Origin of the sequence: Candidatus Nanosynbacter lyticus (assembly GCF_000803625.1) — a bacterium.
Lineage (GTDB): Bacteria > Patescibacteriota > Saccharimonadia > Saccharimonadales > Saccharimonadaceae > Nanosynbacter > Nanosynbacter lyticus.
Map to the genome: position 1 here is coordinate 115579 of NZ_CP007496.1, position 17328 is coordinate 132906.

The following is a 17328-nucleotide window of genomic DNA, read 5'->3' on the forward strand; positions in this document are numbered from 1 at the left end:
AGATATGGCGGATAACGATAATAAAAATATAGTAGAACCAGAAATTCTGAACGAAGAACCAGAAATTCGCGGTATTGAGAAGTCGACAGTTGAAAGTGTCATGGAGGACTCCTTCTTAAAGTACTCCATGTCGGTTATTATTGACCGAGCTTTGCCTGATGTGCGTGATGGTCTGAAGCCTGTGAATCGTCGTATTTTATACGCAATGAATAAAAATGGTTGGCGCGCTCCTCATGCTACCGTTAAATCGGCGAAGATAGTCGGTGAAGTTATGGGTAATTATCATCCGCACGGTGATTCCTCGATTTATGACGCTATGGTGAACTTGGCTCAGCCATGGAAAATGCGCTATACGCTGGTTGAAGGTCAGGGTAACTTTGGTTCTATGGACGGAGATGAGCCGGCGGCTTCTCGTTATACTGAAGCACGAATGGATAAGGTTGGTGGTGAACTGCTGGCTGATATTGATAAAGAGACGGTTGATTTTCGTGATAACTTTGACGGAACGGAGAAGGAGCCGGTGGTTTTGCCGTCTGCTGTGCCGAATATTCTGCTGAATGGACAGATGGGTATTGCTGTCGGTATGGCGACAAATATTCCACCGCACAACCTCGGTGAGGTCGTTGATGCTACGGTGGCGCAGATAGATAATCCTGAGATTACGCTTGACGAACTCCTAACTCATATTAAAGGTCCTGATTTTCCAACGGGTGCAGAGGTTTATGGTGGTGCGCCAATGCGACAGGCCTATGAGACTGGGCGCGGATCGGTAACGATTAGGGCGGTTGCGACTATCGAAGAGCGTAAAAACGGTCGCTACAGTATTATTATCACCGAAGTGCCTTATGGTATGAGTAAGGAGGGGTTTGTTGATAAGGTCCGGGAATTGGTTTTGGCAAAGAAAATAACCCACATCGCTGATGCTCGAGACGAAAGTGCCCGTGGTAAGGTTAGGGTTGTTGTTGAGTTAAAGAAGGATGCTTATCCAAAGAAGATTCTTAACCAGCTATATAAATTAACTGGGCTACAAACATCATTCCATTATAACGTCTTGGCCTTGGTTAATGGTATCCAGCCAAAGGTGATGGGTCTAAAAGAGATTTTGGCGGAGTTTATTAAGCACCGTCAAGGGGTTATTCGTCGTAGGACTGAGTTTGAACTTCGCAAGGCTAAGGAACGAGCTCATATTCTTGAAGGTCTGAAGATCGCGCTTGATCATATTGATGAGGTTATTAAGACAATTCGTGAAAGCTATGACGATGCTGATAAGCGTTTGATGGAGCGATTTGGACTCTCTGAGATACAGGCGGCAGCAATCTTGGCAATGCAGCTACGACGATTGCAGGGTCTGGAGCGCGATAAAATTGAAGATGAATTGAAGCAGCTTCATGAATTGATTAAGAAATTGGAAGCAATTTTGGCAAGTGAACAGGAAATCCTCAATGTGGTGAAAGCTGAGCTGTTAGCTATGAAAGACAAATATGGTGATGAGCGGCGCAGTAAAATTATCAATCATGAGTTAGGTAAGTTCTCTGACGAGGAGCTGATTCCAGAAGAGGAGTCGGTTATTTTGCTGACTAGCGAGAATTATATTAAGCGAACATTGGTTAGCGACTATCGTAGGCAGAATCGTGGCGGTAAGGGCAAGCGTGGCATGACAACCAAGGAAGAGGATGTTATCGACCAGGTGGTTCAGGCAAGTACTCATGACTATCTACTGTTCTTCACTAATATGGGTAGAATTTTCCGATTGAAGGCTTACGAGGTTCCGGCCGCCAGTTTGAGCGCTAAGGGTGTTGCTGCGGTAAACCTCTTGCAACTTCAGCCAGAAGAGAAAATAACGGCAATCATCAAGCATGAAAAGAACGCTAACGATGATGGCTATCTCTTCATGGCCACGCAGAAAGGTACAGTAAAGAAAACTCCTGTGAAAGATTATGCTAATGTTCGTACAAACGGATTAATTGCCATTAAGCTTGATGAGGGCGATGAACTTCGCTGGATAAAGAGAACGAGTGGCGATAATGACGTAATCATATCTACGTCTGCAGGACAGGCTATCCGCTTTAATGAAAAAGATACGCGGCCAATGGGACGATCAGCGCGTGGCGTTCGTGGTGTGAGACTGCGTCCAAATGACTCTGTTGTCGGTATGGATATTGTTACTGGCGATGATCAGACTTTACTGGTTGTTAGTGAGAAGGGATTTGGTAAGCGTACGAAAGTCTCCAATTTCCCAAGTCATAAACGTGGCGGAGTTGGTATAAAGGCTGCGGTGGTAACTGCCAAGACTGGTCCAATAATTTCTGTTCAGACGATTGATCCAGAGGTGACTGAGGCGTTGTTGGTCTCTCAGAATGGTCAGACGATTCGTTTGAGTCTGAGCGACATCAAGCTACTTGGCAGGACTACTCAGGGGGTGACAATTATGCGCTTTTCTGATGGTGATGCTGTATCGTCGATTGGTTTAATGGCGGATCGTCCGCAGGATGAAGGCAAGTAGTAATGAAAGTTCTGGTAGTCCCAGTAATCGCGTGGGTGATATCTCAGGGATTGAAGCAGGTCTTTCACCTTATGGGGCGTAATCGTCGAGTATTTAGCGGCGATACCAATCCGAAGATACTGCTGTCTGGTGGTATGCCGAGTGCGCATAGTGCGATTGTTGTGTCGATGGCGGTGTTCTTGGGGTTGCAGGATGGGTTGAATAGTTCAGTTTTTGGGTTGTCTGTTTGGTTGTCTATTATTGTAATGTATGATGCCATGATGGTCCGGTATTCGTCGGGTATGCAGGGAGAAGCGTTGAATAGGTTAATTGTGGAGCAGGGTAGCAAGCTAAAAAAACTGCGTGTCGCTCATGGTCATACTCCTGTAGAAGTGCTTGCTGGAGCACTCATAGGCGCCGTTGTAGCTATTGTTGTATTTTTCGCAACAAAATAATTAATAAAACCTATTGACCTATCTAATTAGATAAGGTAAGATTGGTATTAAGTCTGGTTGCTGGAGTGCGAGTTAAGCAACGTTTTACAATCTGTAAAGTGGAGTAATTGATACTTCAGGCCGGCTTAAAATGAACCTTAACAATTTGATTGTGCAATATCATCGTCAGTTTATATTTTTGTAGAGCCTTAATACTTTGATACAAAGTAGATTTTTAACGGAGAGTTTGATCCTGGCTCAGGATGAATGCTGGCGGCGTGCCTAACACATGCAAGTCGAGCGGCAGCGAGGGGTGCTTGCACCCTGTCGGCGAGCGGCGAACGGCTGAGTAACGCGTAGGAATTTGCCCCAAAGTGAGGAATAACTGCCCGAAAGGGTAGCTAATGCCGCATGTGGTCTTCGGATTAAAGGATTTATCCGCTTTGGGAGAAGCCTGCGTTGGATTAGGTTGTTGGTAGGGTAATGGCCTACCAAGCCGACGATCCATAGCTGGTCTGAGAGGATGATCAGCCAGACTGGAACTGAGACACGGTCCAGACTCCTACGGGAGGCAGCAGTGAGGAATCTTCCACAATGGGCGAAAGCCTGATGGAGCAACGCCGCGTGAAGGATGAAGGCCTTCGGGTTGTAAACTTCTTTTATGAGTGAAGAATATGACGGTAACTCATGAATAAGCACCGGCTAACTACGTGCCAGCAGCCGCGGTCATACGTAGGGTGCAAGCATTATCCGGAGTGACTGGGCGTAAAGAGTTGCGTAGGCGGTTTAATAAGTGAATAGTGAAACCTGGTGGCTCAACCATACAGACTATTATTCAAACTGTTAAACTCGAGAATGGTAGAGGTAACTGGAATTTCTTGTGTAGGAGTGAAATCCGTAGATATAAGAAGGAACACCAATGGCGTAGGCAGGTTACTGGGCCATTTCTGACGCTAAGGCACGAAAGCGTGGGGAGCGAACCGGATTAGATACCCGGGTAGTCCACGCCGTAAACGATGGATACTAGCTGTTGGAGGTATCGACCCCTTCAGTAGCGAAGCTAACGCGTTAAGTATCCCGCCTGTGGAGTACGGCCGCAAGGCTAAAACATAAAGGAATTGACGGGGACCCGCACAAGCGGTGGATTATGTTCTTTAATTCGATGATAACCGAAGAACCTTACCAGGGCTTGACATCCAGGGAAGGTCTGCGAAAGTAGACTGTGCCTTTTGGAACCCTGTGACAGGTGATGCATGGCCGTCGTCAGCTCGTGTCGTGAGATGTTAGGTTAAGTCCTTCAACGAGCGCAACCCTTGCAAGTAGTTGTATTTTTCTACTTGGACTGCCCCGGTAACGGGGAGGAAGGAGGGGATGATGTCAGGTCAGTATTTCCCTTACGTCCTGGGCTAGAAACGTAATACAATGGCTAGTACAATGCGCAGCGAAGCCGCGAGGTGAAGCAAATCGCATCAAAGCTAGTCCCAGTTCGGATTGCAGGCTGAAACTCGCCTGCATGAAGTCGGAATCGCTAGTAATCGCAAATCAGCAAGTTGCGGTGAATACGTTCCCGGGTCTTGTACACACCGCCCGTCAAACCATGAAAGTGACCAACACCCGAAGTCCGATTCGTCGGCCTAAGGTGGGGGGCATGATTGGGGTTAAGTCGTAACAAGGTATCCGTACCGGAAGGTGCGGATGGATTACCTCCTTTCTAGGGAGAATAGATGCCAATTTGTCGAGCAATCACAAATTGAGCTAGGTCGGTCTCGTAAATATGCTGAGCTTACATATTTACAACAGTCCTCTCGAGGACGAGACAAAGTTCAAAAACCTTCTCTACGATAAGCCGATTGATGAATTGCACAATCAAGTTGTTAAACTAGAAAAGTCCCTTCGTGAGGGGCTTTTTTATATAATATGGGCGTATTGCTATTTTTACAGCTACACTAATAGAAAAGTGACCAAGCAAACCTAGTCACTTAAAAGGCGCACGGTCTTACTAGAGTCCGCCGCCAAAGAGCGAATTTAGCAGCCAGTTCAGTGGTATGGTATGTAGGCTGAGCATGATGGCAAATCCCACCCCGCAGGTTATGAGTCCCCAGAATTTGAAGCGCTCGTAACTGCTGATGCCGCCTCCTAGGTTGTCAGCTAATTTCTGATGAAAAATGACGACTAATCCGCCAGCTGTCATAATTAAAATTCCAAAAAATAATGCGCCAAAACTAAATTGATACAACATATTATTTAATTATACACTTGTCATAATTAAAAAGATACTGTACAATTAAAAAGTCTTGGCAATGGGGACATAGCTCAGTTGGCTAGAGCACCTGCTTTGCAAGCAGGGGGTCCAGGGTTCGAGTCCCTGTGTCTCCACCATATGGGGTGAAGTAGGCTTACGTCTACGACACTCCACCAAGACTGCAATGAGGGCGATTAGCTCAGCTGGTTAGAGCGCGTCACTGATAATGACGAGGTCGGAGGTTCAAGTCCCTCATCGCCCACCATTTATGATCTTTTTGATCGTACGGGCGCTTAGCTCAGTTGGCTAGAGCATCTCGTTTACACCGAGAGGGTCGGGGGTTCGAGTCCCTCAGCGCCCACCAAGTATTTCTCACCAATGTGGTGAGTTTTCTTTTTTTAGTGCGTTTAAGTATAATAAAGGTTATGTATAAGTGTTTTATTAAGCCTGTTCTTTTTTTATTGTCTCCCGATGCAACTCACAAGCTAATTATTTTCTGCGGGCGTGTAGCTCAATCTTTGCCGCCTACTAGGTGGTTCATTCGTAAAATGTGGAGTTTTCAAGACAAGTCCCTTCAGCAGGAAATAGACGGTGTTAATTTCTGTAATCCAATTGGACTTTCTGCTGGATTTGATAAGAATATTCAATTATCGCCACTGATGGAGGATGTCGGCTTTGGTTTTGCCTCGGGTGGGTCAGTGACATTAGAGCCAAGAAAGGGTAATCTAAGGCCGTGGTTTCACCGTTTGCCTAAGACAAAGTCCGTAGTGGTGTATGCCGGCATGCCAAATTATGGATTAGAAAAGATAAGTAATTACGTCAAAGCTAATCAGACTAAGATCCAGTCAATGCCGACAGTTATCTCGGTGGCGGTCATTGCCAATAAATCTACTAAGGACAAGCTTGGGCCAAAAGTTCCAGAAGAATATATAGTTAAGGACATAAAAAAGGCAGTAAATTATATTATAGATAATAACTTGGCAAGTATTGTGGAAATTAATATATCTTGTCCAAATGCCGGCAAGGAGCCGTTTATCTACCCAGAAAGTTTAGAGATTCTGCTAAAAGAGATTGATACTATAGATAGAAATATTCCTTTTTGGATAAAAATGCCACACCTATATGACATTAATCAATTTGATTCGCTCCTAAAAGTTATTGTGAAGCATAATATTCAAGGTGTGACAGTGGCCAATTTAGTAAAAGATCGTACAAAAGTGGAAATAAAAGATCCGTTGACCGATGAAATCCGTGGTGGTTTGAGTGGTGAACCGACGCGCAAACATAGCCTTGAGTTAATTCGCTATGCCTATAAAAACTATGGTGATAAATTAACAATTATAGGTGTGGGTGGAATTTTTACAGCTGAAGACGCCTACGCTAAAATCAAGGCCGGTGCTAGTCTGGTGGGGCTAATTACCGGGCTATTTTTTGAGGGGCCACAGCTGGTTGGTCGGGCAAATCGTGAGCTAGTAAAATTACTAAAAAACGATGGTTTTTCTAGCATTTCTGAGGCGGTTGGTGCAGATTCTAAGAAAAAGCCAAAAAAGTTGAAAAAACTTTTAAAAAACTCTTGCAAAACAACTTCAGCTGCTGTATAGTTAATTACTAGTTACGCGAATGTTCAAATGAACCTCTGGCAATACACTGCAGAACGTGCGAGGGCAGTGAGAAAATCAATCGAGTGTAGATAGATGTGTCAAGTTATTGACTAATCAATTGTGCACTCAAAGTGTGATGCACTGATCATTAACAATTTGAGAGTAAAAGAAATTGAGTTTTTAATTGACGGTAATAGTAATTGCAAAGTAGCAACTACTAGTTAAGTCAATGCATAAAAAGGTACTCAAGGGCACTAAATGGATGCCTAGACGTATATTACCGATGAAGGACGTGGAAGACTGCGATAAGCCTCGGGAAGCTGTCAACAAGCTTTGATCCGGGGATTTCCGAATGGGGAAACCCAGCATGAGTCATGTCATGTTGCCACTTGCTGAACACATAGGCAAGCGAGCGGGAACCATCTGAACTGAAACATCTTAGTAGGATGAGGAAGAGAAAGTAAATAACGATTGCGAAAGTAGTGGCGAGCGAAATCGCAACAGCCCAAACCTTTTAAGTTTTTGCCTATTTGTTTAGGCAAATAAGTTGATAGACGAATACTTAATAAGGGGTTGTGATATTACATATGACCAAGTCAGAGCATTTGAATTCGTTCAAATAATCTGATTTGCGATACCAGGCTATCAACTGGTAGTAAGGTAAGAAAATGGCGTGGTTAGCAGAATAGTTTGAATGACTAGCCAAAGAGCGTGAAAGCCGTGTACGCGAAAACGACGCTGACCTTATGTATGTTTTATCGAGTAGGACGGGGCACGAGAAACCCTGTTTGAATCTGGCTGGACCACCAGCCAAGGCTAAATATAATATACGATCGATAGTGAACTAGTACAGCGATGGAAAGGTGAAAAGAACCCCGGGAGGGGAGTGAAATAGATCCTGAAATTTAGTGCCTACAAGGAGTCGGAGCCGGCTTGTCCGGTGACGGCGTGCTTTTTGTAGAACGATCCAGCGAGTTAATTTTTACAGCGAGGTTAAGTCAATTGACGGAGCCACAGTGAAAGCGAGCCTGAATAGGGCGTTTAGTTGTAAGGATTAGACCCGAAACCGGGTGACCTAACCATGAGCAGGTTGAAGCCACTGTAACAGGTGGTGGAGGACCGAACCAGGATACGCAGCAAAGTGTTTGGATGACTTGTGGTTAGCGGTGAAATGCCAATCGAACTCGGAGATAGCTGGTTCTCCTCGAAATAGCTTTAGGGCTAGCGTCGTGTTAGTAGCACTTGGGGGTAGAGCTCTGTAAAGGACTGGGGCGGGCAACTGTACCCACCCTTAACAAACTACGAATACCATGTGTGTAACCACGGCAGTTAGAACATCGGTGCTAAGATCGGTGCTCGAAAGGGAAACAGCCCAGACCATCATCTAAGGTCCCTAAATTAACGTTCAGTGGGAAACAAGGTGAGATTTCTTAAACAGCTAGGATGTTGGCTTAGAAGCAGCCATTCATTTAAAGAGTGCGTAACAGCTCACTAGTCAAGAGATCTTGCGTGGAAAATGTAACGGGGCTAAAACGTTATACCGAAGATATGGATGTCAGATTTATCTGGCGTGGTAGAGGAGCGTTCCTATCAGCGGTGAAGTCGAATCGGAAGGTTCGGTGGAGCGGTAGGAAGTGAGAATGCTGGAATGAGTAACCATAAGAGAGGTGAGAATCCTCTCGGCCGTAAGAGCAAGGTTTCCTGAGCCATGGTAATCATCTCAGGGTTAGTCGGGCCTAAGCCGAGGCGCAGAGCGTAGGCGATGGACATCAGGTTAATATTCCTGAACCGGTTAAGTTTTGTACACTGTTCACGGGGAAGTAATCGAAGCGGATTCATGGTTTATCCGTCCAACCGAGCGGGAACGCAAAGGGAGTGAAAGTGATTCTTCGGAGTCGCGATTTTGGTGAAAGCCCTGGCTAGAAAAGCAGGTGTACGCGTGGACTTAGCCGCCCGTACCGCAAACCAACACAGGTGCTCGAGTCGAGTAGACTCAGGCTTACGAGCGAACCTTCGCTAAGGAACTCGGCAATACAGCGACCGTAACTTCGGGATAAGGTCTGCCCCCACTTCGGTGGATATCAGCCGCGTTCACTCAGTGAATAATAGGTTAAAGAGTACATTTTTAATCACAAAACGAATTTTCTGAGACACGAGCAAACAAATTGCTCTTTGAACGCGAACCTCTTGTATCTAACGATGTGGGGGCCGCAGCAAAAGAGCCCACGGAACTGTTTATCAAAAACACAGGTCTCTGCTAACACGAAAGTGGATGTATAGGGGCTGACTCCTGCCCAATGCTGGAAGGTTAAGGGGAGCGCTTCACGGTGCGAACTGAAGCCCTAGTCAATGGCGGCGGTAACTATAACCGTCCTAAGGTAGCGAAATTCCTTGTCAGGTAAGTTCTGACCCGCACGAATGGAGTAATCATGTGGGCACTGTCTCAGCGAAGGACTCGGTGAAAGTGCATTGGCGGTAAAGATGCCGTCTGTCCGTACCAGGACGAAAAGACCCCATGGAGCTTTACTACAGCTTTACATTGAATACGGTTTCAACATGTGTAGCATAGGTGGGAGACGTTGAAGCAGATACGCCAGTATTTGTGGAGTCACCAAGTGAAATACCACCCTTGTTGTGATTGTGTTCTCACGCTGACCGTTATCCGGTTAGCGGACCGTGTATGGTGGGTAGTTTAACTGGGGCGGTTGCCTCCTAAAGAGTAGCGGAGGCGTTCAAAGGTTGGCTAACTTCGGATGGAAATCGAAGTGATAGTGTATGCGCATAAGCCAGCTTGACTGTGAGGAGTACATTCCAATCAGAGACGAAAGTCGGAGCAAGTGATCCGCTGTACGTACATTTGTACATGAATGTGGGATCGACAGCGCAAACGGATAAAAGTTACCCTGGGGATAACAGGCTTATAGCGCCCAATAGTTCACATAGACGGCGCTGTTTGGCACCTCGATGTCGGCTCATCACATCCTGGAGGGGGAGCACCTTCCAAGGGTTCGGCTGTTCGCCGATTAAAGTGGTACGCGAGCTGGGTTCAGAACGTCGTGAGACAGTTCGGTTTATATCCGGTATGGACGATAGGAAACTTGAGAGGATCTACCCCTAGTACGAGAGGACCGGGGCGGACGCACCTCTGGTGTATCGATTGTGGCCACCTGCTGCATTGTCGAGTAGCTATGTGCGGACTAGATAAGCGCTGAAAGCATATTAAGCGCGAAACTAACCTCAAGATAAGGTTTCCCTATGAGGACACAGAAAGACTATCTGTTTGATAGGTGCAAGGTGGAAGTGCAGTAATGCATGGAGCTAAAGCATACTAATAGTCCCATTGCCTTTTTATGTCCTTGTCTGTGAAGTTTATGCTTGCATAAACCTTGCGGATAAGGTAGACTTGACTAGTAATTGGTGCTTTTCAACGAGTGCCGGTCAATTAAAAATCAATTCCGTGCTGATATTTGGACATCGAAGAAAGGGGTTTGGCCCACCACGCGAGTATATGTGGAACCAAGCGCTTTAAACCCCCTCCTTCGGTGCCCATGGCGAGGAGGAAACACCTGTTCTCATTCCGAACACAGAAGTTAAGCTCCCCAGCGGCGATTATACTGCGAAAGTGGGAAACTAGCACGGTGCCGAATTATAAGAAAGCCATCCTAATAGGGTGGCTTTCTTCTTTGTTTTAAAATGTTTGTGGTATGTTTTGGGGAGTGATAAAATATAAGCATGTGTATAGTATGTAGGGTGGCTACTGGCGGTATGGCGGCTGCAATTGCTTTGACACCAGTTATCAATGCGTCAGTACCTAAAGATGCTAAAACTGAAGCGAAAAGGGTTGTTAGCACTAAGATTTTGGCTGAAATGAGATCTCCATCATCCTTAGCCTCTCTTAAATTACCGAATATAGAAACATCGAGCTGGCACTCTAGTTCTCAATCTGCTAAAAAAATAAAATCAGCCATCAAAAAAGAAGTAAGCTATACAATATCCACCAAGGGTAATGTTCGTTCAAATTTAGTTGAATTTTCCAAACAGGTTAGCGAAACGTTAAATGATTCTAGGGGCTGGTCGCGAATAGGAGTTGTTTTTCGGGAAGTAACATCTGGTGGCGATTTTGATTTGATTTTATCTCAGGCGGAGTTATTGCCGACATTTTCTTCGGGCTGTGATGCGGAGTGGAGCTGTCGAGTAGGTAAGTCGGTGATAATAAACGATAATCGGTGGTCTGGTGCAACTACAGCCTGGAATGATGCGGGCGGTGATATGCGTAATTATAGACATATGGTGATTAATCATGAAGTTGGACACTGGCTGGGGCATGGTCATCTGAATTGTTCTGGCGCAAATAATCCAGCGGCGGTTATGCAGCAGCAGTCGATTGATCTTCAGGGATGTGCTTTCAATCCGTGGCCGCTTGATAGTGAACTGTGGTCGACGACACTGGGGATAGTACTATGAAAATACTTCAGGATCAGCGTCGAATTAAAATTGCTATTATCATTAGCCTTGTGAATCTAGTGATTATTTTGGCATATGGATTTGTTAGCTGGAAATCTTGGGAGAATATCCAGTATGTGACAAAAAATACTACTGAGAAGAGGGTTTCGATATTCTCTAAGTTACAAAAGGATAAAATATCTATTGAAAAGCTTAGCGAATATTCAGTTAATTTAAAGAGTGGAGTTAATGACTGTAGCGCGGTATTTTTGGTATCATGGCAAGAGAATGTTAACGACAAGTTTAAAAAATACAAGACAGACTGCCAGGGGTTAATGGAGGCTACCCAAAGCATTGCGTATAATATTGATAAAATCATTGATTTTATGAAGTTTGACAAAGAATTAAGCGATGAAATTGATACACTATCTGACAAGCTTGCTAAGTATCAACCGAATGATTTTACGTCTATTGAAAAGGGGTGGTCGGGTGTAAAGAATAAGATAGAAGCCGGCAAGAATGAGGCTAAGTTACGCAAGCTAGCGGCTGAGAGGATTGACGCTATTTTGCTATCGGTGCGTGATTTGAAGCTTGCTGAAGAGAAGAAAGACAGCGGTCAATTTACTATAGCTAAGGACAAAATGACTGTAGCTATTAATTCTCTAATTGGTATGCAAAATGAGCTAGTACAAGAGGCGCAGTCTAGGGTGGATAATCTTCTCAAAGATTTCTAGAAGATAGTAGGGGCTATATAAATAAAAAAATACCCCTTTATAGCTAGGGGTATTTTTCTTCTCGAATCTCGCAGAAAACGAGAATTTTTGTGGTGGAACTCATAATTTCTAAAGCTCCAACAGGTGCCGTCAGTAACTGACTTTATTAGTATAGCTAATACGTTAATGAAACACAATATTTTATTCACAATAAAAATAACTTATGTAAATATTGACAAAGTATTAGCAATATGCTAGTATATAAACATAACACATACCATGTGTGATATATAAAGGTGAGGGTTTCCATGAATTTTATGTGGAAATCTTTTTTAAAACGGAGGAAAACGTTTCCATGGCAGGAACAAAGGCTGGCGGCTTAAAGGCTGCTCAAAAAAATCTAGCTCGTGATCCAGATTTTTATGCAAAAATTGGACGCAAGGGCGGTAAAAATGGTCGAACTGGTGGCTTTGCTGCAAATCCAGCTTTGGCTCGCATCGCTGGCGCTAAGGGCGGACGCATTTCACGCCGTACGAAGAAGACCGTACAAAAAACTGCAGAATAAGACCGCTCCAATCTCTTAAAATTAGCCTCCGTAGGGGGCTTATTTTATTTGGTAGCGTTTGAGCTGGCAGGATTTTGCCTGATTGACTCTCCACTCTGTACTGCAACTTAGGCATCGATACGTCGCATTGTCCTTCTGCAATCCTACAGCATCGCATTGAGGACAGAGGCTTCGCTTATGTAGCCAATCTCGATAACTATCTAGAAATTCCTGAATAGCAGAATCGTCCATTTTGAGTTTTAAGCTATATTTCGGAGCTAAGTCATTAATGGCGTATTCCCAGGCGGACCTTTCTATGTCAATAAGCTGGATGTCTCGCTGATAGTTTTTATGGTCAAGTTTGGCATGTGCAATCTCATGCAATAGCTGCGCTAAGTCTTGTTTAGACGATAGTTTTTCGTAATAAATTGTTCGTGAATTAGGGTCCCAAGAAAAGGTCTCGCCTTTCTCGAAGTTTAGATCTGGAAAATCGTGTTTAATTTTGTTTATGTTGGCTAGTGGCATTGTCGTAGCATCCATATAGTACAATTTCTTCTGGGTTGGGAGCGCTTATAATTTTTGGAACAGATATGGCGGCCGGTAGACTTTCTGCTAAAAGTCCGCTTAATGTATGCGAAAAATAAGGAACAAACGATCCTATACTGCCACCTATAGCAACTACGTCTGGTTGAACGAAGGCGATAAGTGGCTGCAGGCCTGCTTTTATCCTGTCTGCAACCTCCTCCCAGACCTCGGCTGGTGTTTCTGATGATAATTCACCAAACAGTTCTCTCAGTACTCTTGTGGCAGCAATTTCTTCCCAGGTCGTAGCTTTTCCTTGGTAATTTAAGGCCATATGTCCACCTTCGCAGTCGTTAAGCGATTTATGTAGATCGCCATTAAGAATAAGAGAGGTGCCGACGCCGGTGCCAAGTGTTATATATAGTCCACATCTGGGGACTGTTTGTAGTCGTCGCATGGTCGCTAGGCCTGCCATATTAGCATCGTTGGCGATAATTATTTTAGCCATAGGGAACTGCTCGGAAAATAATTGGCTAATTGGCTGATTGTTCCAGCCTAAATTTTGACACCAAATGGCCACCCCGTCGCGCACCACACCGGGTATAGCTACGGATATAGTCTCAATTGACTGGTCGTCTGCAATAAGGCGAATTTGATCAGATACGCGCTGAACATATTGATTAATATCCTTGGGTGTAGGAAATTTAATAATTTGCCCAGGAGCGCCTTCTTTATTGAAGTTTGCTACTAGTGTTTTGGTGCCACCCGTGTCAACGCCAATAATCATACATCCATTATAACAGCAGTTTTACTTATAAGGGAGTATTATGATATAATAAAGAAAATTTGAGTGGAGAATATGCAATGAAGAAGACAAATCAGGCTGGATCTATTGGTGTTTTTGTGGCAGTTGGCGCTATTTTAGTAGTGGCGTCTTTAGTAGTGCTATATACAATTAGACAAAATACTTTATCGCAGAACACATCGCCTATTTCTAGCGATTTAGTAGCGACAGAAAAGAAGGATAAAAAAGATTCACAAGGCAGTAGTGCGCAGCAACAACCAAATAAGCAGGGTACTGATAGTAGGTCAGGCGGTCGAGGGGAGGCTCGCTTCGATGTTAAGACCGAAGACACTAAATCCTCATCAGTAGATAAGGGTCCAGCTCAGCCATCTGTAAAGTCTGGTAAGGATCTGCCGAAAACTGGACCTGAGGATTTGGTTGTCTCGGTGTTTGCTGCCGGCACCCTGGCGTTTCTGATAACTGCTTATTATCGGTCTCGCTATCTGGCGTAGCTTTGACTTGCTTCTATCTGTTGTGATATAATTATCACAATCTACAGAGATATTTTTTATTATGTCTCTGAAGAATAATATCAATTTTAAGGAAGGGGTCTTTAGAAGACTTATGGCAGATGCCAAAATTACAATGGACGACCTGCTGGCGCAAGCAGGCGATAATGTTAAGCAGATTACAGTCGGTGAAACTGTCGACGGTACTGTTTTATCAGTTAAGAAACACGAAATTTTAATCGATTTAGGGCCTTTGGGTGTTGGTTTGGTGCCACGCCGTGAAGTTAGCCTTTCAAAAAGCTACAATGTCGGCGATTCGGTTATCGCTAGCGTAATTGATTCTGAGTTGGAAGATGGTTACTCTCTACTATCGCTACGCAAGGCGGCGAAGGATCGCGGCTGGGATGAGATAGCTGCTAAATTAGAATCTGGTGAAATCATCACGGTCGTACCGTACGACGCTAACCGTGGTGGACTACTTGTGGAATACGAAGGTATTCGCGGATTCTTGCCAGTATCACAGTTGTCAGCTGAACACTATCCTCGCGTAGGTTCTAGCGACAAGGATGAAATCTTGCAGCGATTGAACGGCTTGGTGAAGAAAGACATTAAGGCGCGAATCTTAGATGCCGATCGTAAGGCTAATAAACTGATTTTCTCTGAGAAAGAGGCTGTTAAAGAGGGTCTGGCAGAGCGATTCCAGAAATTGGCAATTGGTGACACGGTTAAGGGCGTGGTTACTGGTGTTGTGGATTTCGGTGTGTTTGTCAATGTTGAAGGTATTGAAGGTTTGATTCACATCTCAGAAATTAGCTGGGAGCGCGTCAATAATCCAAGTGACTACGTTAAGGTTGGTCAAACTATCGAGGCTAAGATTATCGCAATTGATAAAGAGCGTCTAAGCCTAAGTATGAAGCAGTTGACCAAAGACCCATGGTTGGATGAGGTTGAACAGTTCAAACCTGGCGAAAAAGTTGAAGGAACAGTTACTCGCATCACTCCATTTGGTGCATTCGTGCAGTTGAGCCCAGCAGTTGAGGCTTTGGTGCATGTATCAGAATTGGGCGGTGATGGTACTGATCCTGAAAAGGTGTTCACCTTAAATGAGCGTAAAGAATTTATGGTTTTGGATATTGATAAAGAAAACCGTAAGATTTCTCTTTCGCTTGGCAAATCAAAGAAAAAATAATATAAATCCCCTGAAGCGTAGTTACGCCCAGAGGTGAGAGGAGCTTATTATGGCAGAAAAAATCGTCAATATTGCGGATTCGGTAACGGTTGGCGAATTAGCCGAGACTCTGGGGCTGTCAGTAACTACGCTGATTGGTGAATTGTTTAAGAACGGGATTGCGGCGACGATTAACCAGCGATTAGATTTTGAGACGGCGCAGATTATTGTTGAAGAATTAGGATTGGATGTGCAGTTAAAGCGCAAGGCTGCTGCTGCAGAAATTCAGCACCATACACGTAAATTATCGGATAAGGCAGTGCCGCGCCCGCCGATTGTGGCTGTAATGGGGCATGTTGATCATGGTAAGACTAGTCTACTTGATGCTATTTTGGATAAAAAGACAGTTGAAGGTGAGGCTGGTGGAATTACTCAGCACATTAGTGCTTATCAAGCTCAGCGTAATGACCGAATGATTACATTACTAGACACGCCGGGGCATGAAGCTTTTGCAGCATTAAGACAACACGGCGCGACTTTAACGGATGTGGTCATTATCGTGGTGGCGGCTGATGACGGCGTTAAGCCGCAGACCGTTGAGGCTATTCGATTTGCTCGTTCAGCTAATGCTAAAATTGTTGTAGCAATTAATAAAATTGATAAGGAAGCCGCTAATCCACAGTTGGTGAAGACTCAGCTGGCTTCTGAGCATGGCTTAAATCCTGAAGAATGGGGCGGTGATACAGTTATGGTTGAGGTTAGCGCCAAAACTGGTCAGGGTCTAGATAAATTGTTAGACATGGTCTTACTGGTGGCAGATATGGAAGATTTGCGCGCAGACGAGGATGTGCCGGCTGAAGGTCTAGTCATTGAGGCTCATATGGAAACTGGACGTGGTGCTGTTGTCGGGCTATTGGTGGAAAACGGGCACCTAAGACCGGGTCATTACTTGGTGGCTGGTACGGCTTACGGACGAGTTAGAACTCTTCAAGATTTTCGCGGTAAGGCAGTGAAGGATGCTGGTCCAAGCATGCCAGTTAATATGACCGGATTTAAGGAATTGCCGCAATTTGGTGACGGTTTTAAGATTGCAAAGAGCGAGAAAGAGGCTCGTAATTTGGCGCAAAAAGCGAAAATTGAGCAAGAAAAAATGGCAGCTACTACTAATGTTACTGGCGCAGACATCCTTAAGATGATGAATCGAAAGCATGACGCAGAAGAGTTTAATGTTATTGTTAAGGCTGACGTTCAGGGTTCGGTAACCTCGGTAGTCGATAGTTTGAAATTGATTGATACAAATGGCGAGGTTGAATTGCATGTCGTCGGCACGGGTGTGGGTAATATTTCTGAAAATGATATTCATTTGGCGGTTGGCGAAAATACGGTGATTTACGGATTTAATGTTGATCTGCCACCAGCGGTTAAGCGTTTGGCGATGCGCGAGCACGTAGAGGTACGAATCTTTAAAGTCATCTATGAGTTATTGGATGATGCTAAGGGTTCAATGGAAGCCCTATTGGCGCCAGAAATTGTTGAGACAGAGATTGGTGAGCTGGAAGTTAAGGGTGTTTTCAGGACGATGCGCGAAGAGATAATTGCTGGTGGTGAAGTGATTCGTGGTAAGGTGTCTAAAGACTTGTTGGCGCGGGTTAAGCGAGGTAAAGAGCAGATTGCTGAAGTTGAAGTCTCTTCGGTTCAGCGTCAACAACAGGAGGCTAAGGAGGTCTTTGAGGGTGAAATGTGTGGATTAAGTCTTAGGACTAAGAAAAAGATGACCTTGGAGATTGGTGATAAGTTGGAATTCTTCACTCGTGAATTAGTGAAGAAGACGCTAGGGTAAGACTCTCGTACTATTGACTTTTTTGGCTATTTATGATAATATCCTA

The 17328-nt window shown here is 44.6% G+C and carries 12 protein-coding genes, 3 tRNA genes and 3 rRNA genes; 15 read left to right on the plus strand and 3 right to left on the minus strand.

Annotation, left to right across the window (positions count from 1 at the left end):
• Positions 1-4: 4 nt before the first annotated feature.
• From gyrA to TM7x_RS00605, 3 genes are all read left to right on the plus strand, one after another.
• Complete coding sequence (gene gyrA / locus TM7x_RS00595) at positions 5-2503, plus strand: DNA gyrase subunit A (protein ID WP_052198773.1); 2499 nt, start codon at positions 5-7, stop codon at positions 2501-2503.
• Between the two features lie 2 nt (positions 2504-2505).
• A complete protein-coding gene (locus TM7x_RS00600) occupies positions 2506-2937 on the plus strand; it encodes a divergent PAP2 family protein (RefSeq protein ID WP_039326881.1) in 432 nt (143 codons plus the stop codon).
• 214 nt (positions 2938-3151) lie between these two features.
• Positions 3152-4627, plus strand: a 16S ribosomal RNA gene (locus TM7x_RS00605).
• A 288-nt stretch (positions 4628-4915) separates the two neighbouring features.
• Here the strand turns inward: TM7x_RS00605 and TM7x_RS00610 are convergent.
• Entirely contained in the window at positions 4916-5155 is a 240-nt protein-coding gene (locus tag TM7x_RS00610; RefSeq protein WP_039326884.1) for a hypothetical protein, read from the minus strand.
• 63 nt (positions 5156-5218) lie between these two features.
• Here TM7x_RS00610 and TM7x_RS00615 point away from each other — a divergent pair.
• The 9 genes from TM7x_RS00615 (at position 5219) to TM7x_RS00655 (ending at position 12480) form a co-directional block, all read left to right on the plus strand.
• Positions 5219-5295, plus strand: a tRNA-Ala gene (locus TM7x_RS00615).
• 51 nt (positions 5296-5346) lie between these two features.
• Positions 5347-5423: transfer RNA gene (locus TM7x_RS00620), tRNA-Ile, on the plus strand.
• Between the two features lie 22 nt (positions 5424-5445).
• A tRNA-Val gene (locus TM7x_RS00625) sits at positions 5446-5522 on the plus strand.
• A 61-nt stretch (positions 5523-5583) separates the two neighbouring features.
• Positions 5584-6759, plus strand: a complete 1176-nt coding sequence (gene pyrD, locus TM7x_RS00630; RefSeq protein WP_052198774.1) for a dihydroorotate dehydrogenase (quinone) — start codon at positions 5584-5586, stop codon at positions 6757-6759.
• A 234-nt stretch (positions 6760-6993) separates the two neighbouring features.
• Positions 6994-10112, plus strand: a 23S ribosomal RNA gene (locus TM7x_RS00635).
• A gap of 185 nt (positions 10113-10297) precedes the next feature.
• Positions 10298-10406 (plus strand): 5S ribosomal RNA (rrf, locus tag TM7x_RS00640).
• A gap of 85 nt (positions 10407-10491) precedes the next feature.
• Complete coding sequence (locus TM7x_RS00645) at positions 10492-11223, plus strand: DUF3152 domain-containing protein (protein ID WP_230478852.1); 732 nt, start codon at positions 10492-10494, stop codon at positions 11221-11223.
• Positions 11220-11936 (plus strand): hypothetical protein, encoded by a 717-nt coding sequence (locus TM7x_RS00650; RefSeq protein ID WP_039326886.1) that lies wholly within the window; start codon positions 11220-11222, stop codon positions 11934-11936. Before TM7x_RS00645 ends, TM7x_RS00650 begins: the two co-directional genes overlap by 4 nt.
• Positions 11937-12270: 334 nt before the next feature.
• Positions 12271-12480, plus strand: coding sequence for a con-10 family general stress protein (locus TM7x_RS00655; RefSeq protein WP_039327966.1), 210 nt, complete (start codon positions 12271-12273; stop codon positions 12478-12480).
• A gap of 39 nt (positions 12481-12519) precedes the next feature.
• On the opposite strand, the gene TM7x_RS00660 is transcribed toward TM7x_RS00655, so the two are convergent.
• A complete protein-coding gene (locus tag TM7x_RS00660) occupies positions 12520-12999 on the minus strand; it encodes an ImmA/IrrE family metallo-endopeptidase (RefSeq protein ID WP_039326889.1) in 480 nt (159 codons plus the stop codon).
• Positions 12956-13768 carry an ROK family protein gene (locus TM7x_RS00665; protein WP_039326892.1) on the minus strand — a complete coding sequence of 271 codons (813 nt, stop codon included), beginning with the start codon at positions 13766-13768 and terminating at the stop codon, positions 12956-12958. The genes TM7x_RS00660 and TM7x_RS00665 overlap by 44 nt, the downstream gene beginning before the upstream one ends.
• 77 nt (positions 13769-13845) lie before the next feature.
• Between TM7x_RS00665 and TM7x_RS00670 the strand changes: the two genes are divergently transcribed.
• The 3 genes from TM7x_RS00670 to infB all read left to right on the plus strand — a co-directional run bounded on the left by TM7x_RS00670 (position 13846) and on the right by infB (position 17282).
• Entirely contained in the window at positions 13846-14277 is a 432-nt protein-coding gene (locus TM7x_RS00670) for a hypothetical protein (protein ID WP_039326895.1), read from the plus strand.
• A gap of 112 nt (positions 14278-14389) precedes the next feature.
• On the plus strand, positions 14390-15463 hold the full coding sequence (locus TM7x_RS00675) for a 30S ribosomal protein S1 (protein WP_039327968.1): 1074 nt from the start codon (positions 14390-14392) through the stop codon (positions 15461-15463).
• Between the two features lie 49 nt (positions 15464-15512).
• A complete protein-coding gene (gene infB, locus TM7x_RS00680; protein WP_052198776.1) occupies positions 15513-17282 on the plus strand; it encodes a translation initiation factor IF-2 in 1770 nt (589 codons plus the stop codon).
• The last annotated feature ends 46 nt before the right edge of the window (positions 17283-17328 follow it).